The following is a 16,281-nucleotide window of genomic DNA, read 5'->3' on the forward strand; positions in this document are numbered from 1 at the left end:
CGAACGAGTATGCGAAAGAAGACGTTATCATAAGTTATGCGGATTCTCGTGATTGAAGACGACAAGGACTTGGCGCAGTTCATCCGCAAGGGATTGCAGGAGGAGCGCCATGCGGTGGACGTGGCGGAGGATGGCGAGGCGGGACTGGAATTGGCGAGCAGCGGCGGGTATGACTTGATGATCGTGGATGTGATGCTTCCCAAGCTCGATGGATTGAGCTTCTGTCGCCGCGTGCGGGGCTGGGGCGACCAGACGCCGATTTTGCTCCTGACCGCTCGGGATACCGTCGAAGACAAGGTGGCGGGCCTGGATACGGGTGCCGATGATTATTTGACGAAGCCCTTCGCGTTCGCGGAACTGGTTGCGCGCGTGCGCGCGCTGATCAGGCGGGGCGGGCCGGCGCCGGCAAGCGAATTAAAAGCCGCGGATCTGGTGGTCGATCCGGCGGCGCATCGGGTATGGCGGGGTGGAAAGGAAATCAACCTGACGAACAAGGAATATGCTCTGCTGGAATATCTGTTGCGAAACCGGAATCGCGTGCTGACGCGCACGGCGATCATCGAACATGTCTGGGGGTTGAATTACGATCCGATGACCAACATTGTGGACGTCCATATCAGGGCGCTGCGGGCGAAGATGGATAAGGATTTTTCACCGCCATTGATTACCACGGTCCGGGGAGTCGGATACATGTTGGAGGCGGAAGCATGACGTCGTTTCGGGGCCAGATCCGCTTGGCGGCGATCGTCTTTATCCTGGGCCTCCTGATGGTCTTCAATATGGTGGTGTATTGGGGATTCCAGACTCTTCTGACCAGGTATGTCGACGGGCGTTTGGTGGAGTTGGCCGATATCTTGGCTCATCTGGTGGCGGAGCGGCCGGAGTTGCTTCAAGCGAAGGACGGCGAGATTCTTCCCGAAGAAGAGGGTAGACAGCCGGTCGACGAACATAGTCAGGAATTGCGCGAGGTCTCGCATCGCATTCAGATTTTGGCTCCCAACGGGACCGTTGTGTTTAAAGGCGAGGACGTGATCCCGCTTCCGCCGGTATCGCAGAGTGCGCTGGAAGACGTGAGACGGGGACAGGCGGTCTACGACACGGTCGATGCTCCGAACGGCTCACCGGTTCGCCGCGTGCTGGTTCCCGTCAGACGGCATGGGGACGTGCGGTTCGTACTGCAAGCCGAAGCATCATTGGATCTCGTGCAGCGGACGCTTCGGAATCTCATGGGGCTGCTCATCCTTTGCTCCGTGGCGGCGATGGTCGCCGCCTGGGCCGGCAGCGCGTGGTTGGCACGAAGGGTCCTCGAACCGTTGGCGGTCTTGAGCCGGACGGCCGAAAAAATATCGGCCTCCAGCCTTCGGACCAGACTCAATCTGGATGCTCCATACGAGGAATTTCGGCAATTGGCGGAAGCGTTCAATGCCATGCTGGATCGACTCCAGAAGGCCAGCGAGAGCCAACGGTCGTTCGTAGACAGCGCGGCCCATGAACTGCAAACACCGCTTACCGTGTTGCGTGGAAATCTGGAAGTGTCGTTGCAAAAAATGCGGACCGCCGAAGAATATCGGGAGGCGCTCATCACCAATCTCGAGCAGGTGGAACGATTGATGGCCTTGACAAAATCCCTGCTGACGCTGGCCCGGTTCGCCGGTGACCGGCCTCCCATTCAACTGGCCCCGCTGGCGCTTGAACCGCTGCTCCGTGAGTTGATCGAGGATCTGGTGCCGCTGGCCGAGGATCGCATGATCCGCCTGACGCTCGAATGCGAACCGGTATTGCCGGTCCAGGCAGACGCGCAGAAGCTCAAGCAGCTGATCATCAATCTGCTGGATAACGCCCTGCGCTACACCGATCCGGGCGGGGCCGTATCGGTACGCCTGAGTGGGACTCCCGATGAGGTGTGCATTGCGGTACAGGATACGGGCCAGGGAATCGAGGCGGCGCATCTGCCGCATTTATTCGAGCGGTTTTATCGCGTTGATCATTCCAGAACCAGAGACGTCGGAGGAACCGGCCTCGGCCTTTCCATCGTCAAGGAGATTGCCGACTCCCACAAAGGCTCGATCAAAGTCGAGAGCGAGGTCGGCAAAGGTTCGACGTTTACGCTTGTCCTGCCTGCCATCAAGAGTTGAGCCGGCTCCCCCGCCACGCTTCGATTGACGGCCGTCCTATCGGACCAGCATTGGTTCTGTCCGCTATGAGGCCACGCGGCTCTGCTCCGGCCCCTTAGATCCGGCACCCGGTGGTTCGACGGCGACGCCGTGGACATACACCAACTCGCCTCCCAGCCATCCTGATATCCCCAGCAGGGTCACAGCGACGATCGATAAGATAACGGGGATGGCCTCCGCCTCCCAGACGATACGCATGAAACTATTCAGCGCAAACAGCACGACAATGGTGAGATTGGTCGTCATATGCCAGAAGCCGACTCGCTTGACTGCCGGGTCGGTGAGCGAGCGGTAATCGAGGTATCCAGGAATCGCCGCGATGAGCGCGCCGAGCAGGCCGCCGATCATCGTATACAGCGCCATGTCCTGCCAGATCGCATCTCCCAACCCCATCATGTAAACCACGTCGCAGACCAAAGAGAAAATCCAGAGCGCAATTGGAAACGGAATTAACATCGGATGGATCGGATGTTTCAGAATGCTCGCTGGAGTTGCCATAGTATGCTCCTCTCGCTTCAGTGATGAGAAAAGTCGGCCTTTCTTCAAGCCTACGCCGCCGTTCGGGACTAAAAAAGAGTCCATACACTCTGTTGCCCCTGGTACGTGGATATCGGTATTCTACGGCACCGGGAACTCGGAATCTGGTCGGCTGCTTGTTTTCCAGCCTCTCAGAGCCTCCCCTCCGCCCCGACCTAGCTGCACGCCGAGCGGGCCGGTTGGTGCTGGCTGAACTTTCTCGGTTAGTGAAGGAACGAAAGCATTTCGCCTTTGAAAGTACCTTGAGCGGTCGAATCTATCTGAGATTGCTCAATCGGTGGAAACAGAAGGGATATCAGATCGAAATCGTTTTTCTGAGATTGGCCTCCGTCGATATCGCGCTCCGTCGTATTGCAGCCCGTGTGCGGCAAGGAGGCCACGATGTTCCGCGAGGCGATGTCATCCGCCGCTTCAATCGCAGTTGGAGTAATTTTCTAACGGTCTATCGACCCATCGCCGATGCCTGGGCGGTCTATGATAATTCCGGGGATGCCCCGAGATTATTGGAGGGAAGTCGATGAAGCCAGCGAGGCGCAGTAAACGATCCAGGGATTTCATTGAAGGCGTCGGACGCGCGCTGCGAAGGGCCGCTAAAGCGGCTCGCAAAACCGCTCGCGCCCACGGCACGCCGATCTATGTGTGGGAGAACGGCAAAGTCGTCGCGAAGAAGCCATGAGGCTTGGTTGGCCGATAACGTAGGGAAGTCATGGCACTAAAGAAGTCCGAACTGTACTCCTCACTCTGGGCGAGCTGCGATGAACTGCGCGGCGGCATGGATGCTTCGCAGTACAAGGACTATGTCCTCGTCCTGTTGTTCGTGAAATATGTCTCCGATAAATACGCCGGTCAAAAGGATGCGCTGCTGGATGTGCCGAAAGGCGGCCGCTTCGCCGATATGGTAGCCCTCAAAGGGAATAAAGAGATCGGCGACAAGATGAACAAGATCATCGGCAAGCTGGCCGAAGCGAACGATCTCAAAGGCGTGATTGACGTCGCCGATTTCAACGATGTCGATAAGCTGGGCAAGGGCAAGGAAATGGTGGATCGGCTCTCCAACCTGGTCGCCATCTTCGACACCCCGGCTCTGGACTTCAGCGCGAACCGGATCGAGGGAGACGATCTGCTGGGCGACGCCTATGAATACCTCATGCGGCACTTCGCCACGGAGTCCGGCAAGAGCAAGGGACAGTTCTACACGCCGGCGGAAGTGTCACGGGTGATGGCGCAGGTCGTCGGCGTGGGCAGCGCCAAGAGCGGCAGTCAGACAATTTACGATCCGACCTGCGGGTCCGGATCCCTGCTGCTTAAGGCCCATGACGAAGCCAAAGGCCGGAGCGGCTTCGATCTCACGCTCTACGGTCAGGAAATGGACAATGCCACCGCCGCCTTGGCTCGCATGAACATGATCCTCCACGATTGCCCGACGGCGGAAATCTGGAAAGATAATGTCCTGGCCAGTCCGCATTTCAAGGAGAAGAACGGGGCGTTGAAGACCTTTGACTTCATCGTCGCCAATCCGCCCTTCTCGTTCAAGTCGTGGAGCAACGGATTCAACCCCGCGGCGGACGAGTTCAAGCGCTTTGAGTTCGGGATCCCGCCGAAGAAGAACGGCGACTTGGCCTTCCTGCTTCACATGCTGACGTCGCTCAAGAGCACCGGCAAAGCGGCGGTCAATCTCCCGCACGGCGTGTTGTTCCGCGGCGGATCGGAAGCCGCCATCCGTCGCGAGCTGGTGAAGCGCGGGTATATCAAAGGCATCATCGGCTTGCCGCCCAATCTCTTTTACGGCACCGGCATTCCCGCCTGCATCGTTGTGCTCGATAAGGAAAACGCCCATGCCCGGAAGGGCATCTTCATGATCGACGCCTCCAAGGGGTTCATCAAGGACGGCAACAAAAATCGCCTGCGCACGCAGGACATCCACAAGATCGTGGATGCCTATAATCGCCAGCTCAATATCCCGCGCTATTCGCGGATGGTACCGCTGTCTGAAATCAGCGATCCGAAGAACGACTTCAATCTCAATCTGCCGCGCTACATCGACAGCACAGAACCGGAAGATCTGCAGGACATCGACGGCCATTTACGGGGCGGGATTCCCGATCGTGACGTCGATGCGCTCCAGAACTATTGGCAGGTGTTTCCCAGCGTGCGAGCCAAACTGTTCGAAAAGGCCGATCGCGAGGGCTACAGCCGGCTGAAGATTGCAGTCGGCGACGTCAAGGCCACGATTTTCGACCATGAGGAGTTCACCGCCTTCAATGGCTCGATAACCAAGCTGTTCGAGAAATGGAAGCAGCGGCATCTGTCACGCCTCAAGGGTCTCACGACTAGAGACAAGCCCAAGGCACTGATCGAGACGCTCTCCGAAGATTTATTGGATACGTTTGAGAAAGCGCAACTCATTAATCCATACGACGTGTACCAACATCTCATGGATTATTGGGCGGAGACTATGCAGGACGACGTGTATATGATCGCCGGCGAGGGCTGGAAGGAAGCGGCCAAGCCCCGGTTGATCGTGGAGACGAAGGAGAACAAGACAAAGGAAAAGCCGGATTTCAAGGTGGGGAAACACAAGTTCAAAGCGGATCTGATTCCCGCCACCTTGTTGATCGCCGGCTACTTTGCCGAGGAGCAGGCAGCCATTGACGCGCTGGAAGCAGAGCTCAGTGCGCTGGAGCAGCAACTCGACGAAATGAAGGAAGAACAGGGCAGCGAGGGTGGCCTGCTGGAGGAAGTCGTGTCGGGAGAAGGCGAGAAGCGAAAGATTTCAGCGAAAGCTGTCACCGCCCGACTCAAGGAAATCGTTGGGGACAAGGACTTCGATGAAGAGCGCAAGGCACTGGAAGAATATGCTGGCTTGCTCGAGCGACAGGCTGACACGAAGAGTAGCATGAAAGAAGCGCAGGAATCACTCGAAACCAAGATCGCGGCGAAATACGGCAAACTATCCGAGGTCGAGATCAAGACCCTCGTTGTAGAAGACAAATGGCTGGCCCGGCTTGCTGCTGATGTACAGAGTGAGTTGGATCGGGTGTCGCAGTCACTCGCTGGTCGCATCAAAGAGCTAGCCGAACGCTACGCCACGCCGCTACCGCAGCTGACGAAAGAGGTCGATGTTCTCGCAGCCCGCGTAGATGAACACCTGAAGAAAATGGGGGCGCGGTGTAATTGAGGCCGGGGTATAAACAGACAGAGGTGGGTGTCATCCCGGAGGAGTGGGAGGCGAAACCGCTGCGTTCAGTTCTTTCCAAGGGAAGGCTAGGGGGGAATTACCGGAATCAAGAGACAGAATCCCAGTTTCCATTGATGAAAATGGGGAACATCGCTCGCGGCTACTTTGATACGTCCAAGGTTGAGTTCATCTGTATAACTCAAGACTTCATCTGACAGACAGCGAGTCCTCACCGGGTTTAGGCCGCTAACATTTTCTCCTTGGCCAGCGGCACACTGTCGATGAAGGTGTGCATGGGCGTCTTGCCATAGCACCAGCGGCCCTGATGAGGGCGCTGCTCGTTGTACTCCTGTATCCATGCATCCAGGTCGGCCTGGAGTTCCTCCAGCGTCCGATAGATCTTCTTCCGGAACGCCACGCGGTAGAACTCGTTCAACATCGTTTTGTGGAACCGCTCACAGATCCCGTTGGTCTGGGGATGCCGCGTCTTGGTGCGCGTGTGATCAATGTTCTCCACGGCAAGGTACAATTCGTACTCATGGCGCTCCGGCGCGCCACAGTATTCCGTGCCGCGATCGGTGAGCACACGGTTCAGCGGAATGTCGTGCTGCTCGAAAAACGGCAAGACTCGGTCATTGAGCAATTCCGCGGCCGTCACCGGCGTCTTTCGGTCGTATAGCTTGGCAAAGCCGACTTTGCTGTAGGTATCGATGAAGGTCTGTTGATAGATCCGGCCCACGCCCTTCAACGTCCCGACGTAGAACGTGTCCTGCGCGCCGCAGTAGCCGGGACATGCGCTCTCGAATTCCCCGTGCGCTTCTTTATCCGCGGTGGCCTTCTCGAGCGCCACCACTTGCGCATCGGTGAGCACCAGACCTTCTTGCGCCACCTTCGCTTCCAGCGCCTTCAATCGTTTCCGCATCGTTTCGAGATCATGGCGGAGCCAGATGCATCGCACGCCCGCCGGGGAAATCGTCAGGGCCTGCTTGCGCAGTTCATTGGCCACGCGGGCCTGCCCCCAAGCCGGCTGCTCAATGGCCATCTGCACAATCACCTGCTCCACTTCAGGCGCCACCCGATTCTTGAGGAGGGGTTTCTGTCGCGAAATCTCTTGGAGGGCGGCCTCGCCGCCCCTGTCGTAGAGTTCTTTGAACCGATAGAAACTATCTCGGCTATACCCCATCAGCTGACAGGCTTTGGAGACATTACCGAGCTGCTTCGCCAGTTCCAACACGCCGACTTTGGCCTTGATGATCTTCTGCTCCGTCGTCATTGTCCTCGCTCCTTTCGAAAGAAGGAGGACTCTACCTGACTGTCAGATTAAGTTCTAGCTTTCACAGTTCATCATTCCCTCCGTAATTCCTGATGATCAGCACCGCCTCGTTTATGGAGACGTACTGTTCAACACACGGAACACCCTCGAATTGGTCGGGAAAGTTGCTATCTGGCGGGACGAACTTCCGGCCGCCTACTACAATTCGAACCTCATGCGGTTGGAGTTCGACGCCAATGAAGTTTGTTCCAACGAATACGCCTGTTATGCACTGAATACCGCCAGCTCAGTTGCTCGTCTTAGGGCCCTTGCGACGGGAACCACTAGCGTCGCCGCCATTTACACACGGGACTTGATGGGGTTGCTATTTGTTGTCCCGCCCAAGCCCGAACAGCGCGCCATCGCGGCGGTGTTGAGCGACGTGGATGCGCTGATAGCCTCGTTGGATCAACTCGTCGCCAAGAAGCGCGACCTCAAACAGGCCGCCATGCAGCAGCTCCTCACCGGCCAAATTCGTATCCCTAGCTTCGATGGTCAATGGACGGGGAAGCGGTTCGGTGAATTAGCAAAACCTCGACAGGAGCGAATTGACCCTCGTCGAAGCCCCGTCCAGGAGTTCTGCATTGAGCTTGAGCACATCCAACCATGGACAGGAGAGTTGCTGGGAAGCACCACTGCAGGAGAAAACTCCTCGATCAAATCTGTGTTCCGTGAAGGCGATGTTCTCTTTGGAAAGCTTCGTGCGTACCTTAGAAAATACTGGCTGGCGGATCGACCGGGATTGTGTTCAACCGAGGTATGGGTATTCATACCCAATGAAGATCTCGTGACTAGCAGTTATCTTTTCCAGCTCATCAAGATGAATCGATTCATTGAGACGGCGAGCACAGCTTACGGAACTCACATGCCACGCTCCGACTGGAATCTCGTGAAGAACTACGAGATCAGACTTCCACCACTTCCTGAACAAACCGCCATCACCGCCGTCCTGTCCGACATGGATGCCGAGATCACGGCTCTTGAAGCCCGCCGGGACAAGACCCACGCTCTCAAGCAAGGCATGATGCAGGAACTGCTGACAGGACGTGTTCGCCTGGTGAAGCCTGAGCCCTCACATCAATCATGTTGAATTGGTTTGCCAAGGCCATTCTTGTTGCAACCGCACTATCGCCAATGTTGGGGGCAGTGGCAGTCAATCAGGTCGCCCATGGTAGACCGACCTCGGATTGGTTTCCGTGGTTAGTTTCTGCGGTTGGACTAGCTCTCATTTGCTGGCTACTCCTGCTCTATCTAGGGAATCATGGTGAAAAGCATATGTTCCAAATCAGGTGTTTTGAGGACAAGGACAAGGAAATTGTTGCATTTCTCCTTACCTATCTTCTGCCTTTCTTAGCGACAGACAAGCTCGAGTTTAAAGGTGAGTGGATGACAGGAGCATACATCATGGCCATCATCATCCTGGCAATCGTCCATGCAGGTGCCTTTCATTTCAATCCGGTCATGGGGCTGTTGTATCACTTTTACTCTGTCAAAGATGACAATGGCGTGTCTAATTTGCTCATTTCCCGCAAACCGTTAAGCAAGGTGGGGGTGGACGTTGAAACTGTCAGAGTGGCGCACAACATTTACCTAGCAAGGAGCTGAGAATCCATGTTGCGCAACTTCCACCTTGCAGCATTGACAAAACAACATGATCAGCAAGAACTGTTTCACATCCCTTTGCACCAGGCGCTGCAAGATTCGCTCGCGCAAACGTGGGAAAAGCAACTGGCCGTCTTTGCGGATGGCATTGAAGAGGTTGCTTTCAATCCGAGTTACACACCTGAAAACCACGAGCGATTCCGATTGTCTGACTTTGAACTTCCCGAGCCGTTACGCTCCATCAAAAGTGTGAATGTTCAAAATCAGTCGGCAATTAGCGAGCACGAAGAGACAATGGACTCAATCAGGGCCATAGTGGCATTTTGTCGTAATAATGCGGGTCAGGAACTTGTATTATTTCAGAATTTCAGCCGATCGCATGTCATAGCGCCAGGTCGCTTCCTTCTTTTGCAGAACAACACATATCAAACCGCTGATCGCCCTGGGATCCAATTGAACAATCGACTGAGTGCCGCTTACAACGCAACCGAAAAGAAACTCCTCTTTCACAATTTCCGTATCGCAAATACATTCCTGCCCCTTGCTGAATTTTACGAGGAGGCCTCCGAGGAAACGATTCGCAAAATTCTCGGCCACAAGTTACTTGCTCCTGAAGATGTTGACGCCCTTGCGATTGGTGCCAACCAATGGTTTCGGAAGCGCTTTGCCATGTTGAAGGATTCGGGCGTGCTTGAGCATTATTCTGTGCAACAGATCCAGAAGCGAGCGAAGAACTGCGATATCGACATTAAGCTTGCGAAGGGAAGAATTGTGTTCCCTGCTGAAAAGGGATCTGCAAAAAGGCTCTTACAATTTCTCAATGAAGAGATTTATCGGGGCGCGATAACGGACACGTTGTACGAGACCAATTCGAAGCGTGAGGCAGATTGATGAACATCGGCCAGCTCGAAAAGCGAACTCAGCGGCGCGTAGTGAAATTGTTCCGCGAGCACCTCGGCTATGACTACCTCGGCGACTGGACTGATCGTGCAGGCAACCGGAATATCGAAACTGACTATCTCCGAGCGTTTCTGAAGAAACAGCGTTATGACGAGGCGCTGATTACACGCGCGCTGCACGTGCTCGACAAGGCGGCTGGTGACACCAGCAAGAGTCTCTACGATCGGAACAAAGAGGTCTATGGCCTCCTGCGCTATGGTGTGAAAGTCAGGCCGGACGTGGGCGAGAATACCGAAACCGTCTGGCTGATCGATTGGAAGAACCCGGAAAATAATCATTTTGCCATCGCGGAAGAAGTCATCGTCGCGGCCGCAACCGATAAGGCCCACCCCAAACGCCCCGATGTGGTTCTGTATGTGAACGGCATCGCGCTGGGCGTGCTGGAACTCAAGCGCTCGACCGTCTCTGTGGCAGAGGGTATCCGCCAGAATCTCGATAATCAGAAGAGGATCTTCATCGAGCATTTCTTCTCCACCATCCAGTGGGTGATGGCGGGCAACGATACCGAAGGCCTGCGTTACGGCGCCATCGAGACGCCTGAAAAGTATTACCTCACCTGGAAGGAACAGAGTGACATCGAGAATCTGCTCGACCGGGCGTTGATTCAGCTCGGCGAGAAGGCACGGTTCCTGGAGCTGATCCACGACTTTGTCGTCTTTGACGCCGGGGTGAAGAAACTCTGCCGCCCGAACCAGTATTTTGGGGTGCGCGCCGCCCAACTACATGTGAGACGCCGTGAAGGCGGGATCATTTGGCATACGCAAGGATCGGGCAAGAGCCTGACAATGGTGTGGCTGGCGAAATGGATGCGCGAGCAGGTGAAGGATTGTCGCGTGCTGATCGTGACCGATCGGAAGGAGTTGGACGAGCAAATCGAGAAAGTCTTCATGGGCGTGTATGAGGACATCTACCGCACGAAAAGCGGCGCGGACCTGATTGCAACGCTGAATGCAACCAAACCGTGGCTGGTCTGTTCACTCATTCACAAATTTGGCGGCAAGGACGAGAGCGAGGAGGGCGGTGATATCCCTGGCTACATCGAAGAATTGAAGAAGGCACTGCCGCCGGGATTCCTGGCGAAAGGAAATCTCTTTGTCTTTGTGGATGAGTGTCACCGCACGCAGTCGGGTGATCTGCACGAAGCCATGAAGAGCATTCTGCCGAGCGCCATGTTTATCGGCTTCACCGGCACGCCACTTTTAAAGACAGAGAAGCAGAAGAGTATCGAAATCTTTGGCCCCTACATTCACACCTACAAGTTCGATGAAGCCGTGAGGGACGGGGTGGTGCTCGACCTTCGCTACGAGGCGCGAGACATCGACCAGCGCATCACCTCGCAAAAAAAGATCGATCAGTGGTTCGAGGCGAAGACGAAGGGCCTCACTCCTCTTGCGAAAGCTCAGCTGAAACAGCGCTGGGGCACGATGCAGAAGGTGTTGTCCAGCCAGTCGCGTCTGGAACAGATTGTCGCTGACATCCTGATGGATATGGCGACGCGCGATCGCTTGAAGAGTGGACGCGGCAACGCCATGCTGGTCTCAGGGAGTATCTATCAGGCCTGCAAACTCTATGACCTGTTTTCCAAGACGGACCTCAAGGGCAAGTGCGCCATCGTCACGTCTTACCAGCCCTCAACGGCGGACTTGAAGGGTGAAGAGAGTGGCGAGGGTGACACCGAGAAGCTGGAACAGTACGACACCTACCAGAAGATGCTGGCTGATTGGTTCAACGAACCGCCGGAGAAGGCGGTGAATCGAGTCGAGGAGTTCGAGAAAGCGGTCAAGAAGAAGTTCATCGACGAGCCGGGACAAATGAAGCTCTTGATCGTGGTGGACAAACTCCTGACCGGGTTCGATGCCCCGTCGGCGACCTACCTCTATATCGACAAGCAGATGCGGGACCATGGCCTGTTCCAGGCTATTTGTCGGGTGAACCGTCTTGACGGGGACGATAAGGAATACGGCTACATCATCGACTACAAGGACCTGTTCAAGAGCTTGGAAGGGGCCGTGCATGATTACACGAGCGGCGCGCTCGACGGCTACGATAAGCAGGACGTGGCCGGCCTCTTGAAGGATCGTCTAGAAAAGGCCCGAGAGCGGCTTGAGGAGATGCTTGAAGCGGTGCGCGCCCTCTGCGAGCCGGTCGAACCTCCTAAGGATCAACAGGCTTACTTCCGCTACTTCTCCTCGAAAGAGCACGGCAATCCCGAGCAGCTCAAAGCCAATGAGCCACAGCGACTTTCTCTCTACAAACTGGTGGCGGCACTGGTCCGAGCCTATGCGAACTTAGCCGGCGAGATGGCCGAAGCGGGCTTCACCGCCTCCGAAGCCGAGGCGATCAAGAAAGAAGTGACGTTTTACGAAAACCTCCGTAACGAAGTGAAATTACACAGTGGTGATGCGATCGACCTGAAGCAGTACGAACCTGCCATGCGGCACCTGATCGACACCTACATCCGGGCGGAAGAAAGCGAAAAGGTGTCGGCCTTCGACGATCTGTCGCTTGTGCAGTTGATTGTGGAGCGTGGGGCCGACGCGGTGAACTCCTTGCCTGAAGGTATCCGCAGGAACAAGGAGGCCATGGCGGAGACCATCGAAAACAATGTCCGGCGGCTCATCATCGACGAACAACCGATCAATCCCAAGTACTACGAGAAAATGTCGCAACTTCTCGATGCGCTCATCAAACAGCGCCGTCAGGAAGCAATGGACTATCAGAAGTATCTGCAGAAGATCGTAGAGCTGACGAAGAAAGTCACAAACCCTGAGGCGGGTGGGACCTATCCAAGTACGATGAACAGCCGCGGCAAACGGGCCCTCTATGACAATCTCGGTAAGAATGAAACCTTGGCAATAGTGGTGGATGAAGCGGTGCGCAGCAGCCGGCAGGACAATTGGCGGAGCAATCCGTTCAAGGTGAAGAAGGTTCGCAACGCGATCAAAGCGGCATTGGAGCGCTATTTGATCCACGGAAACACAAGCCCTGATCAAGCGATCGATATAGGTGGACAAGGGGTTGATGGCTATAAGACGCAATCAGGTGAATGGCTGGACGACCAGGCAGAACGAACTCTGACATTGGTGAAGAACCAAGATGAATACTGAAAGTCGAGAAATCCGTGTGAGCGGCCTCCCCGTGCATATTCTCAGGAAGCCGATTAAAAACCTCCATCTCGGTGTGTATCCGCCGCATGGTCGAGTGCGGGTCGCAGCCCCTTTAGGAATGTCGGATAATGCGGTGCGGCTTGCCGTCATTTCCCGGCTGGGATGGATCAAGAAGCAGCGAACTCGGTTCCAATCACAGGAACGACAGTCCGCGCGGGAATATGTGTCGCGGGAAAGCCATTATTACCTCGGACGGCGCTATCTGATGAATGTCGTTGAGCATGATGGCCCCCCGTACATCACGTTAAGAAATAAGGGAGTCCTTGAATTTCATGTCCCAAAAAGGACGACCGCAGCAAATCGTGAGCGACTCCTGCGTGATTGGTATCGGCAGCAGTTGAAGTGTCTGATTCCGAAGATCGTTGAGAAATGGGAAGGTGTAACAGGCGTCAAGGTTGCGGCGTGGGGTGTGAAAAAAATGAAAACCAAATGGGGCAGTTGCAATAGTTCAGAGCGCCGCATCTGGTTGAATCTGGAACTGGCGAAGAAGCCAATTCAGTGTCTTGAGTACATTGTCGTCCACGAGATGGTCCACTTGCTGGAACGCCGTCACAATGACCGGTTCACCGAGCTGCTCGATCAGGTCATGCCGACATGGCGCTTGCATCGGGATGAACTCAACCGCGCGCCGCTTGGTCATGAGAGTTGGAGTTACTGAGGGCAGGTTGATGGGACGGCCTCACAAAACCTGATCGAAGTGGAATGGCGAAATTTCCTTGTCCCTATCTGAATGCCGATGTGGAATTGACCGAGGAACGGGAAACCCATATCCGCGACAAGCACCCCGATCTCTTGCCGGCGCCTCAGGACTATGTGGCTCAGACCTTGCGTGATCCCGATGAAGTGCGGCGGGATGGCCGTTTCCCAAACAGCCAGCTATTTTCCCGCTGGTTTCCCAATGTTAAAGGCGGTAAATTCATTGTCGTTGTGGTGGTTGCCGATCCGGCCCCTGCCGACCGCTACTGGATCGTGACCGCGTATTTGGCTCGCCAGCTTTCCGGAGGAACTGTCGCATGGAAACGTCCTTGACGGTCGAATATGACAAAACCGGCGATATCCTGTATCTCGGGAAGACTAAATGCTACCCCGAGCAGGAATCAGAAGAACTGGATTACGGGATCATCGCTCGTCTCAATCCTCAGACCCGCGAACTGGAAAATCTCGAAATCCTCTTCTTCTCCTCTCGTGTCGCCAAAGGAGAGTCGGTTCAATTGCCCGTTACCGCGGAGTTTCGCCTGCCGAAGACTGGATAAGTCATCCTCCTCTCATAGAGGGCGAGGAAACGGTTTTCTACGTTCTTCTCCAGAACACTTCCATCTTCTAATTCAGCACTCAGCATTCCTCATTCTCCAATCGTTTTCCTTCCATGAAGCCTTCTTCATGCGGTGCTCATCGCCCGTTCATCTCGCCGCCTTACAGTATGAGCAAGCACAACGGAGAGCAGTGAACGCCGGTTGAGCCGTCTGCTGCGACAGTCGCCTTGCCCGATGATGCGCCTGCGACGTCGAAGTCGCGCACAAGGCAGTGCTTGCTGGGCGCATCAAGCGGGTGTCTCACCGAGAAGCTGGGGACAAAGTCGGATTGTCTATGGGCCGGGCCCTCAATGCCCGCCCACAATAAGGAGGTCGCGAAGTGAACATGCTGAATGGGATGATCCCTACCGCGTTGTTGTTCTTGCTGGTGTTCGTGGTGATGGGGGTCATGATCTTGTGGGGTGTGTCGCTGCTCGACTTGCCGGGATAGGCAGGATGTTGAAAACTCGCCGGCGTGCACACATCCCTGACGGTGCGTTCTGATAATCCATGGCTTCGAGTGACCATTCGAAGAGAAACGAAAGGAGGACCATCATGATCGATAAAGGAGGCATCCCGATGTATCCGGCGCTGGTGTTGGCCGGATTGACATTGTTGACATGGGCCGCGGCAATCGTCGCGTCCTATGTGGACGAGACACCGGCGGATCTGGACAGGTCCACCGGCATGAAGGAAAGGAAGGTGGCCTAAGCGTCCTATATAAGGACGCTGGCATAGAAAGGAGTGGTACACATGAACGATCGGCGCACCGGCAATGTGGAGAGAAAAGAATGGTTCGGCAAGAGCGCGGCTGAACTCCGGGCGGAAGAGCAAAAGGTGCTTGTGGCGCTGATCTTTTATGTGATGTTGATTCTCTCCGCTATTTGGGGTCTCAAGGTGCTTGATCGTCACATTGAGGCCCAGGAGAAGTCTTCCGCCGCCGGCATGCCCGCATAAGCTATGGAGACTGCGATTGCCGGCGTGGTATTTCGGAAACGGCGTTGAAGCTCGACTTTTTAACCCGCGTTATTCATGACGGTTCGTCACGAAATGGCGCAGTCGCGTAGCGAGACGGGCGTGCGGAGGTGCGAAGGCCAGAGGCATACTTGAAATAGTATGTTGAGGGCCTAAGCATCGAGCCCGCCCGCCTACACACCACGGAACCCTGTGTGCAGGCTTGTCGCAGTAACGAATCCGTCATTGCAGTAGAAGCGTTCATGAATAATGCGGGTTGGACCTAATGGCAGCAACGCAGAGGCCGGAAAGGAAAGGAGGGGAACAGCTCTACTGCGACGATGAGTTTGGGAGCAGGGATGATGCGATCAACCGGGCGAAGATGAATGCCTTGGATACCGTAAAGATGAAATTTCGGAGCGTGAGTGAGGACGACATTGACTGGGATGTCAGGGAGGAGCGCGCGCCTGTCTTTGCGGAAGTCTGACGCGTGATGCGAGGGCACACCGGCGCCCGCGCCGGTGTGCCTGAACAGGAGGAACTATGGTGGCCGGACGCTTGAGATGGACGATACAACGTTGGACGGCATTGGACCATGGGCTGATGGTACGACTGCTTTCGGGAGACGCTCAACGATGGCGACGACGCGCCCGGTTTTATGAACGCCATCGTGATTACTTTCCACGGCTGGCCTCCGGTCGTTTCGTCGCCCGTTGCCGTGAATTGGAGGCCATGTATCGGAATCTCGCCATAGCGGTGGAAAAACTCGCCGTTCGTGCCGGGCGGGCATGGAGAGCCTCCATTGGGAGCCGGCGGTTCGCGGTAGGTGTGCCGGAAGACGTTCTATTGCCGCTCCCTCTATCGAAGCCGGTGTTGCGTACGCGACGGATCAGGCGCTAAACATTCACGGCGGACATATTGCTCACAGTGGTGGATTGCCCCATGATGAGGAATGTCTTGCGGCAATTGGCGACAGTCCAGATCTATTACGCGCATGACGCGGCGGTTTGAGCCTGTATGGATGCTAGGGTTCCGGCGCGGATACCGCTATCCATGTAGTGCACTTGCACGAGCGGAAGATGGTATTCTTCTTGCTGATTCGCAG

Annotated in this window: 18 protein-coding genes; 16 read left to right on the forward strand and 2 right to left on the reverse strand. The window is 55.6% G+C overall.

From position 1 onward, the window contains the following. Positions 1-36: 36 nt before the first annotated feature. Positions 37-711 carry a response regulator transcription factor gene (locus tag ACWGXE_RS03190; RefSeq protein ID WP_447601265.1) on the forward strand — a complete coding sequence of 225 codons (675 nt, stop codon included), beginning with the start codon at positions 37-39 and terminating at the stop codon, positions 709-711. Further along, positions 708-2,135, forward strand: a complete 1,428-nt coding sequence (locus ACWGXE_RS03195; RefSeq protein WP_447601266.1) for a sensor histidine kinase — start codon at positions 708-710, stop codon at positions 2,133-2,135. The genes ACWGXE_RS03190 and ACWGXE_RS03195 overlap by 4 nt, the downstream gene beginning before the upstream one ends. A gap of 63 nt (positions 2,136-2,198) precedes the next feature. On the opposite strand, the gene ACWGXE_RS03200 is transcribed toward ACWGXE_RS03195, so the two are convergent. Beyond that, on the reverse strand, positions 2,199-2,672 hold the full coding sequence (locus ACWGXE_RS03200; protein WP_447601267.1) for a DUF2231 domain-containing protein: 474 nt from the start codon (positions 2,670-2,672) through the stop codon (positions 2,199-2,201). 221 nt (positions 2,673-2,893) lie between these two features. On the opposite strand from ACWGXE_RS03200, the gene ACWGXE_RS03205 reads away from it, so the two are divergent. Genes ACWGXE_RS03205 through ACWGXE_RS03215 form a run of 3 tightly spaced genes read left to right on the forward strand, consistent with a single transcriptional unit; the run spans position 2,894 to position 5,889 of the window. Continuing rightward, the gene (locus ACWGXE_RS03205; protein ID WP_447601268.1) at positions 2,894-3,232 is read left to right on the forward strand and encodes a Zeta toxin family protein; all 339 of its coding nucleotides are present in this window, start codon (positions 2,894-2,896) and stop codon (positions 3,230-3,232) included. Further along, positions 3,229-3,387, forward strand: a complete 159-nt coding sequence (locus tag ACWGXE_RS03210) for a hypothetical protein (protein ID WP_447601269.1) — start codon at positions 3,229-3,231, stop codon at positions 3,385-3,387. Before ACWGXE_RS03205 ends, ACWGXE_RS03210 begins: the two co-directional genes overlap by 4 nt. Positions 3,388-3,417: 30 nt before the next feature. Beyond that, positions 3,418-5,889: a type I restriction-modification system subunit M gene (locus tag ACWGXE_RS03215; protein ID WP_447601271.1), complete on the forward strand. Its 2,472-nt coding sequence runs from the start codon at positions 3,418-3,420 to the stop codon at positions 5,887-5,889. Between the two features lie 238 nt (positions 5,890-6,127). Here the strand turns inward: ACWGXE_RS03215 and ACWGXE_RS03220 are convergent, their stop codons facing one another. Further along, entirely contained in the window at positions 6,128-7,162 is a 1,035-nt protein-coding gene (locus ACWGXE_RS03220; RefSeq protein WP_447597908.1) for an IS481 family transposase, read from the reverse strand. Positions 7,163-7,376: 214 nt separating this feature from the next. On the opposite strand from ACWGXE_RS03220, the gene ACWGXE_RS03225 reads away from it, so the two are divergent. From ACWGXE_RS03225 to ACWGXE_RS03275, 11 genes are all read left to right on the forward strand, one after another. Next, the gene (locus ACWGXE_RS03225; RefSeq protein ID WP_447601272.1) at positions 7,377-8,291 is read left to right on the forward strand and encodes a restriction endonuclease subunit S; all 915 of its coding nucleotides are present in this window, start codon (positions 7,377-7,379) and stop codon (positions 8,289-8,291) included. Next, the gene (locus tag ACWGXE_RS03230) at positions 8,285-8,806 is read left to right on the forward strand and encodes a hypothetical protein (protein ID WP_447601274.1); all 522 of its coding nucleotides are present in this window, start codon (positions 8,285-8,287) and stop codon (positions 8,804-8,806) included. Before ACWGXE_RS03225 ends, ACWGXE_RS03230 begins: the two co-directional genes overlap by 7 nt. Before the next feature lie 6 nt (positions 8,807-8,812). After that, positions 8,813-9,694 carry a hypothetical protein gene (locus tag ACWGXE_RS03235; RefSeq protein ID WP_447601276.1) on the forward strand — a complete coding sequence of 294 codons (882 nt, stop codon included), beginning with the start codon at positions 8,813-8,815 and terminating at the stop codon, positions 9,692-9,694. Continuing rightward, a complete protein-coding gene (locus tag ACWGXE_RS03240; protein ID WP_447601278.1) occupies positions 9,691-12,870 on the forward strand; it encodes a type I restriction endonuclease subunit R in 3,180 nt (1,059 codons plus the stop codon). The genes ACWGXE_RS03235 and ACWGXE_RS03240 overlap by 4 nt, the downstream gene beginning before the upstream one ends. Next, positions 12,860-13,588: a M48 family metallopeptidase gene (locus ACWGXE_RS03245; protein ID WP_447601279.1), complete on the forward strand. Its 729-nt coding sequence runs from the start codon at positions 12,860-12,862 to the stop codon at positions 13,586-13,588. The genes ACWGXE_RS03240 and ACWGXE_RS03245 overlap by 11 nt, the downstream gene beginning before the upstream one ends. Positions 13,589-13,632: 44 nt before the next feature. Then, positions 13,633-13,959: a hypothetical protein gene (locus ACWGXE_RS03250; RefSeq protein WP_447601281.1), complete on the forward strand. Its 327-nt coding sequence runs from the start codon at positions 13,633-13,635 to the stop codon at positions 13,957-13,959. Next, entirely contained in the window at positions 13,944-14,183 is a 240-nt protein-coding gene (locus tag ACWGXE_RS03255; protein WP_447601283.1) for a DUF2283 domain-containing protein, read from the forward strand. The genes ACWGXE_RS03250 and ACWGXE_RS03255 overlap by 16 nt, the downstream gene beginning before the upstream one ends. Before the next feature lie 594 nt (positions 14,184-14,777). Continuing rightward, the gene (locus ACWGXE_RS03260; RefSeq protein ID WP_447601285.1) at positions 14,778-14,933 is read left to right on the forward strand and encodes a hypothetical protein; all 156 of its coding nucleotides are present in this window, start codon (positions 14,778-14,780) and stop codon (positions 14,931-14,933) included. 42 nt (positions 14,934-14,975) lie between these two features. Then, complete coding sequence (locus ACWGXE_RS03265) at positions 14,976-15,179, forward strand: hypothetical protein (RefSeq protein WP_447601286.1); 204 nt, start codon at positions 14,976-14,978, stop codon at positions 15,177-15,179. 283 nt (positions 15,180-15,462) lie between these two features. Next, on the forward strand, positions 15,463-15,663 hold the full coding sequence (locus ACWGXE_RS03270) for a hypothetical protein (protein WP_447601288.1): 201 nt from the start codon (positions 15,463-15,465) through the stop codon (positions 15,661-15,663). Positions 15,664-15,719: 56 nt separating this feature from the next. Then, positions 15,720-16,076, forward strand: coding sequence for a hypothetical protein (locus ACWGXE_RS03275; RefSeq protein WP_447601290.1), 357 nt, complete (start codon positions 15,720-15,722; stop codon positions 16,074-16,076). The last annotated feature ends 205 nt before the right edge of the window (positions 16,077-16,281 follow it).

This window comes from Nitrospira sp. Nam80, from assembly GCF_965152575.1.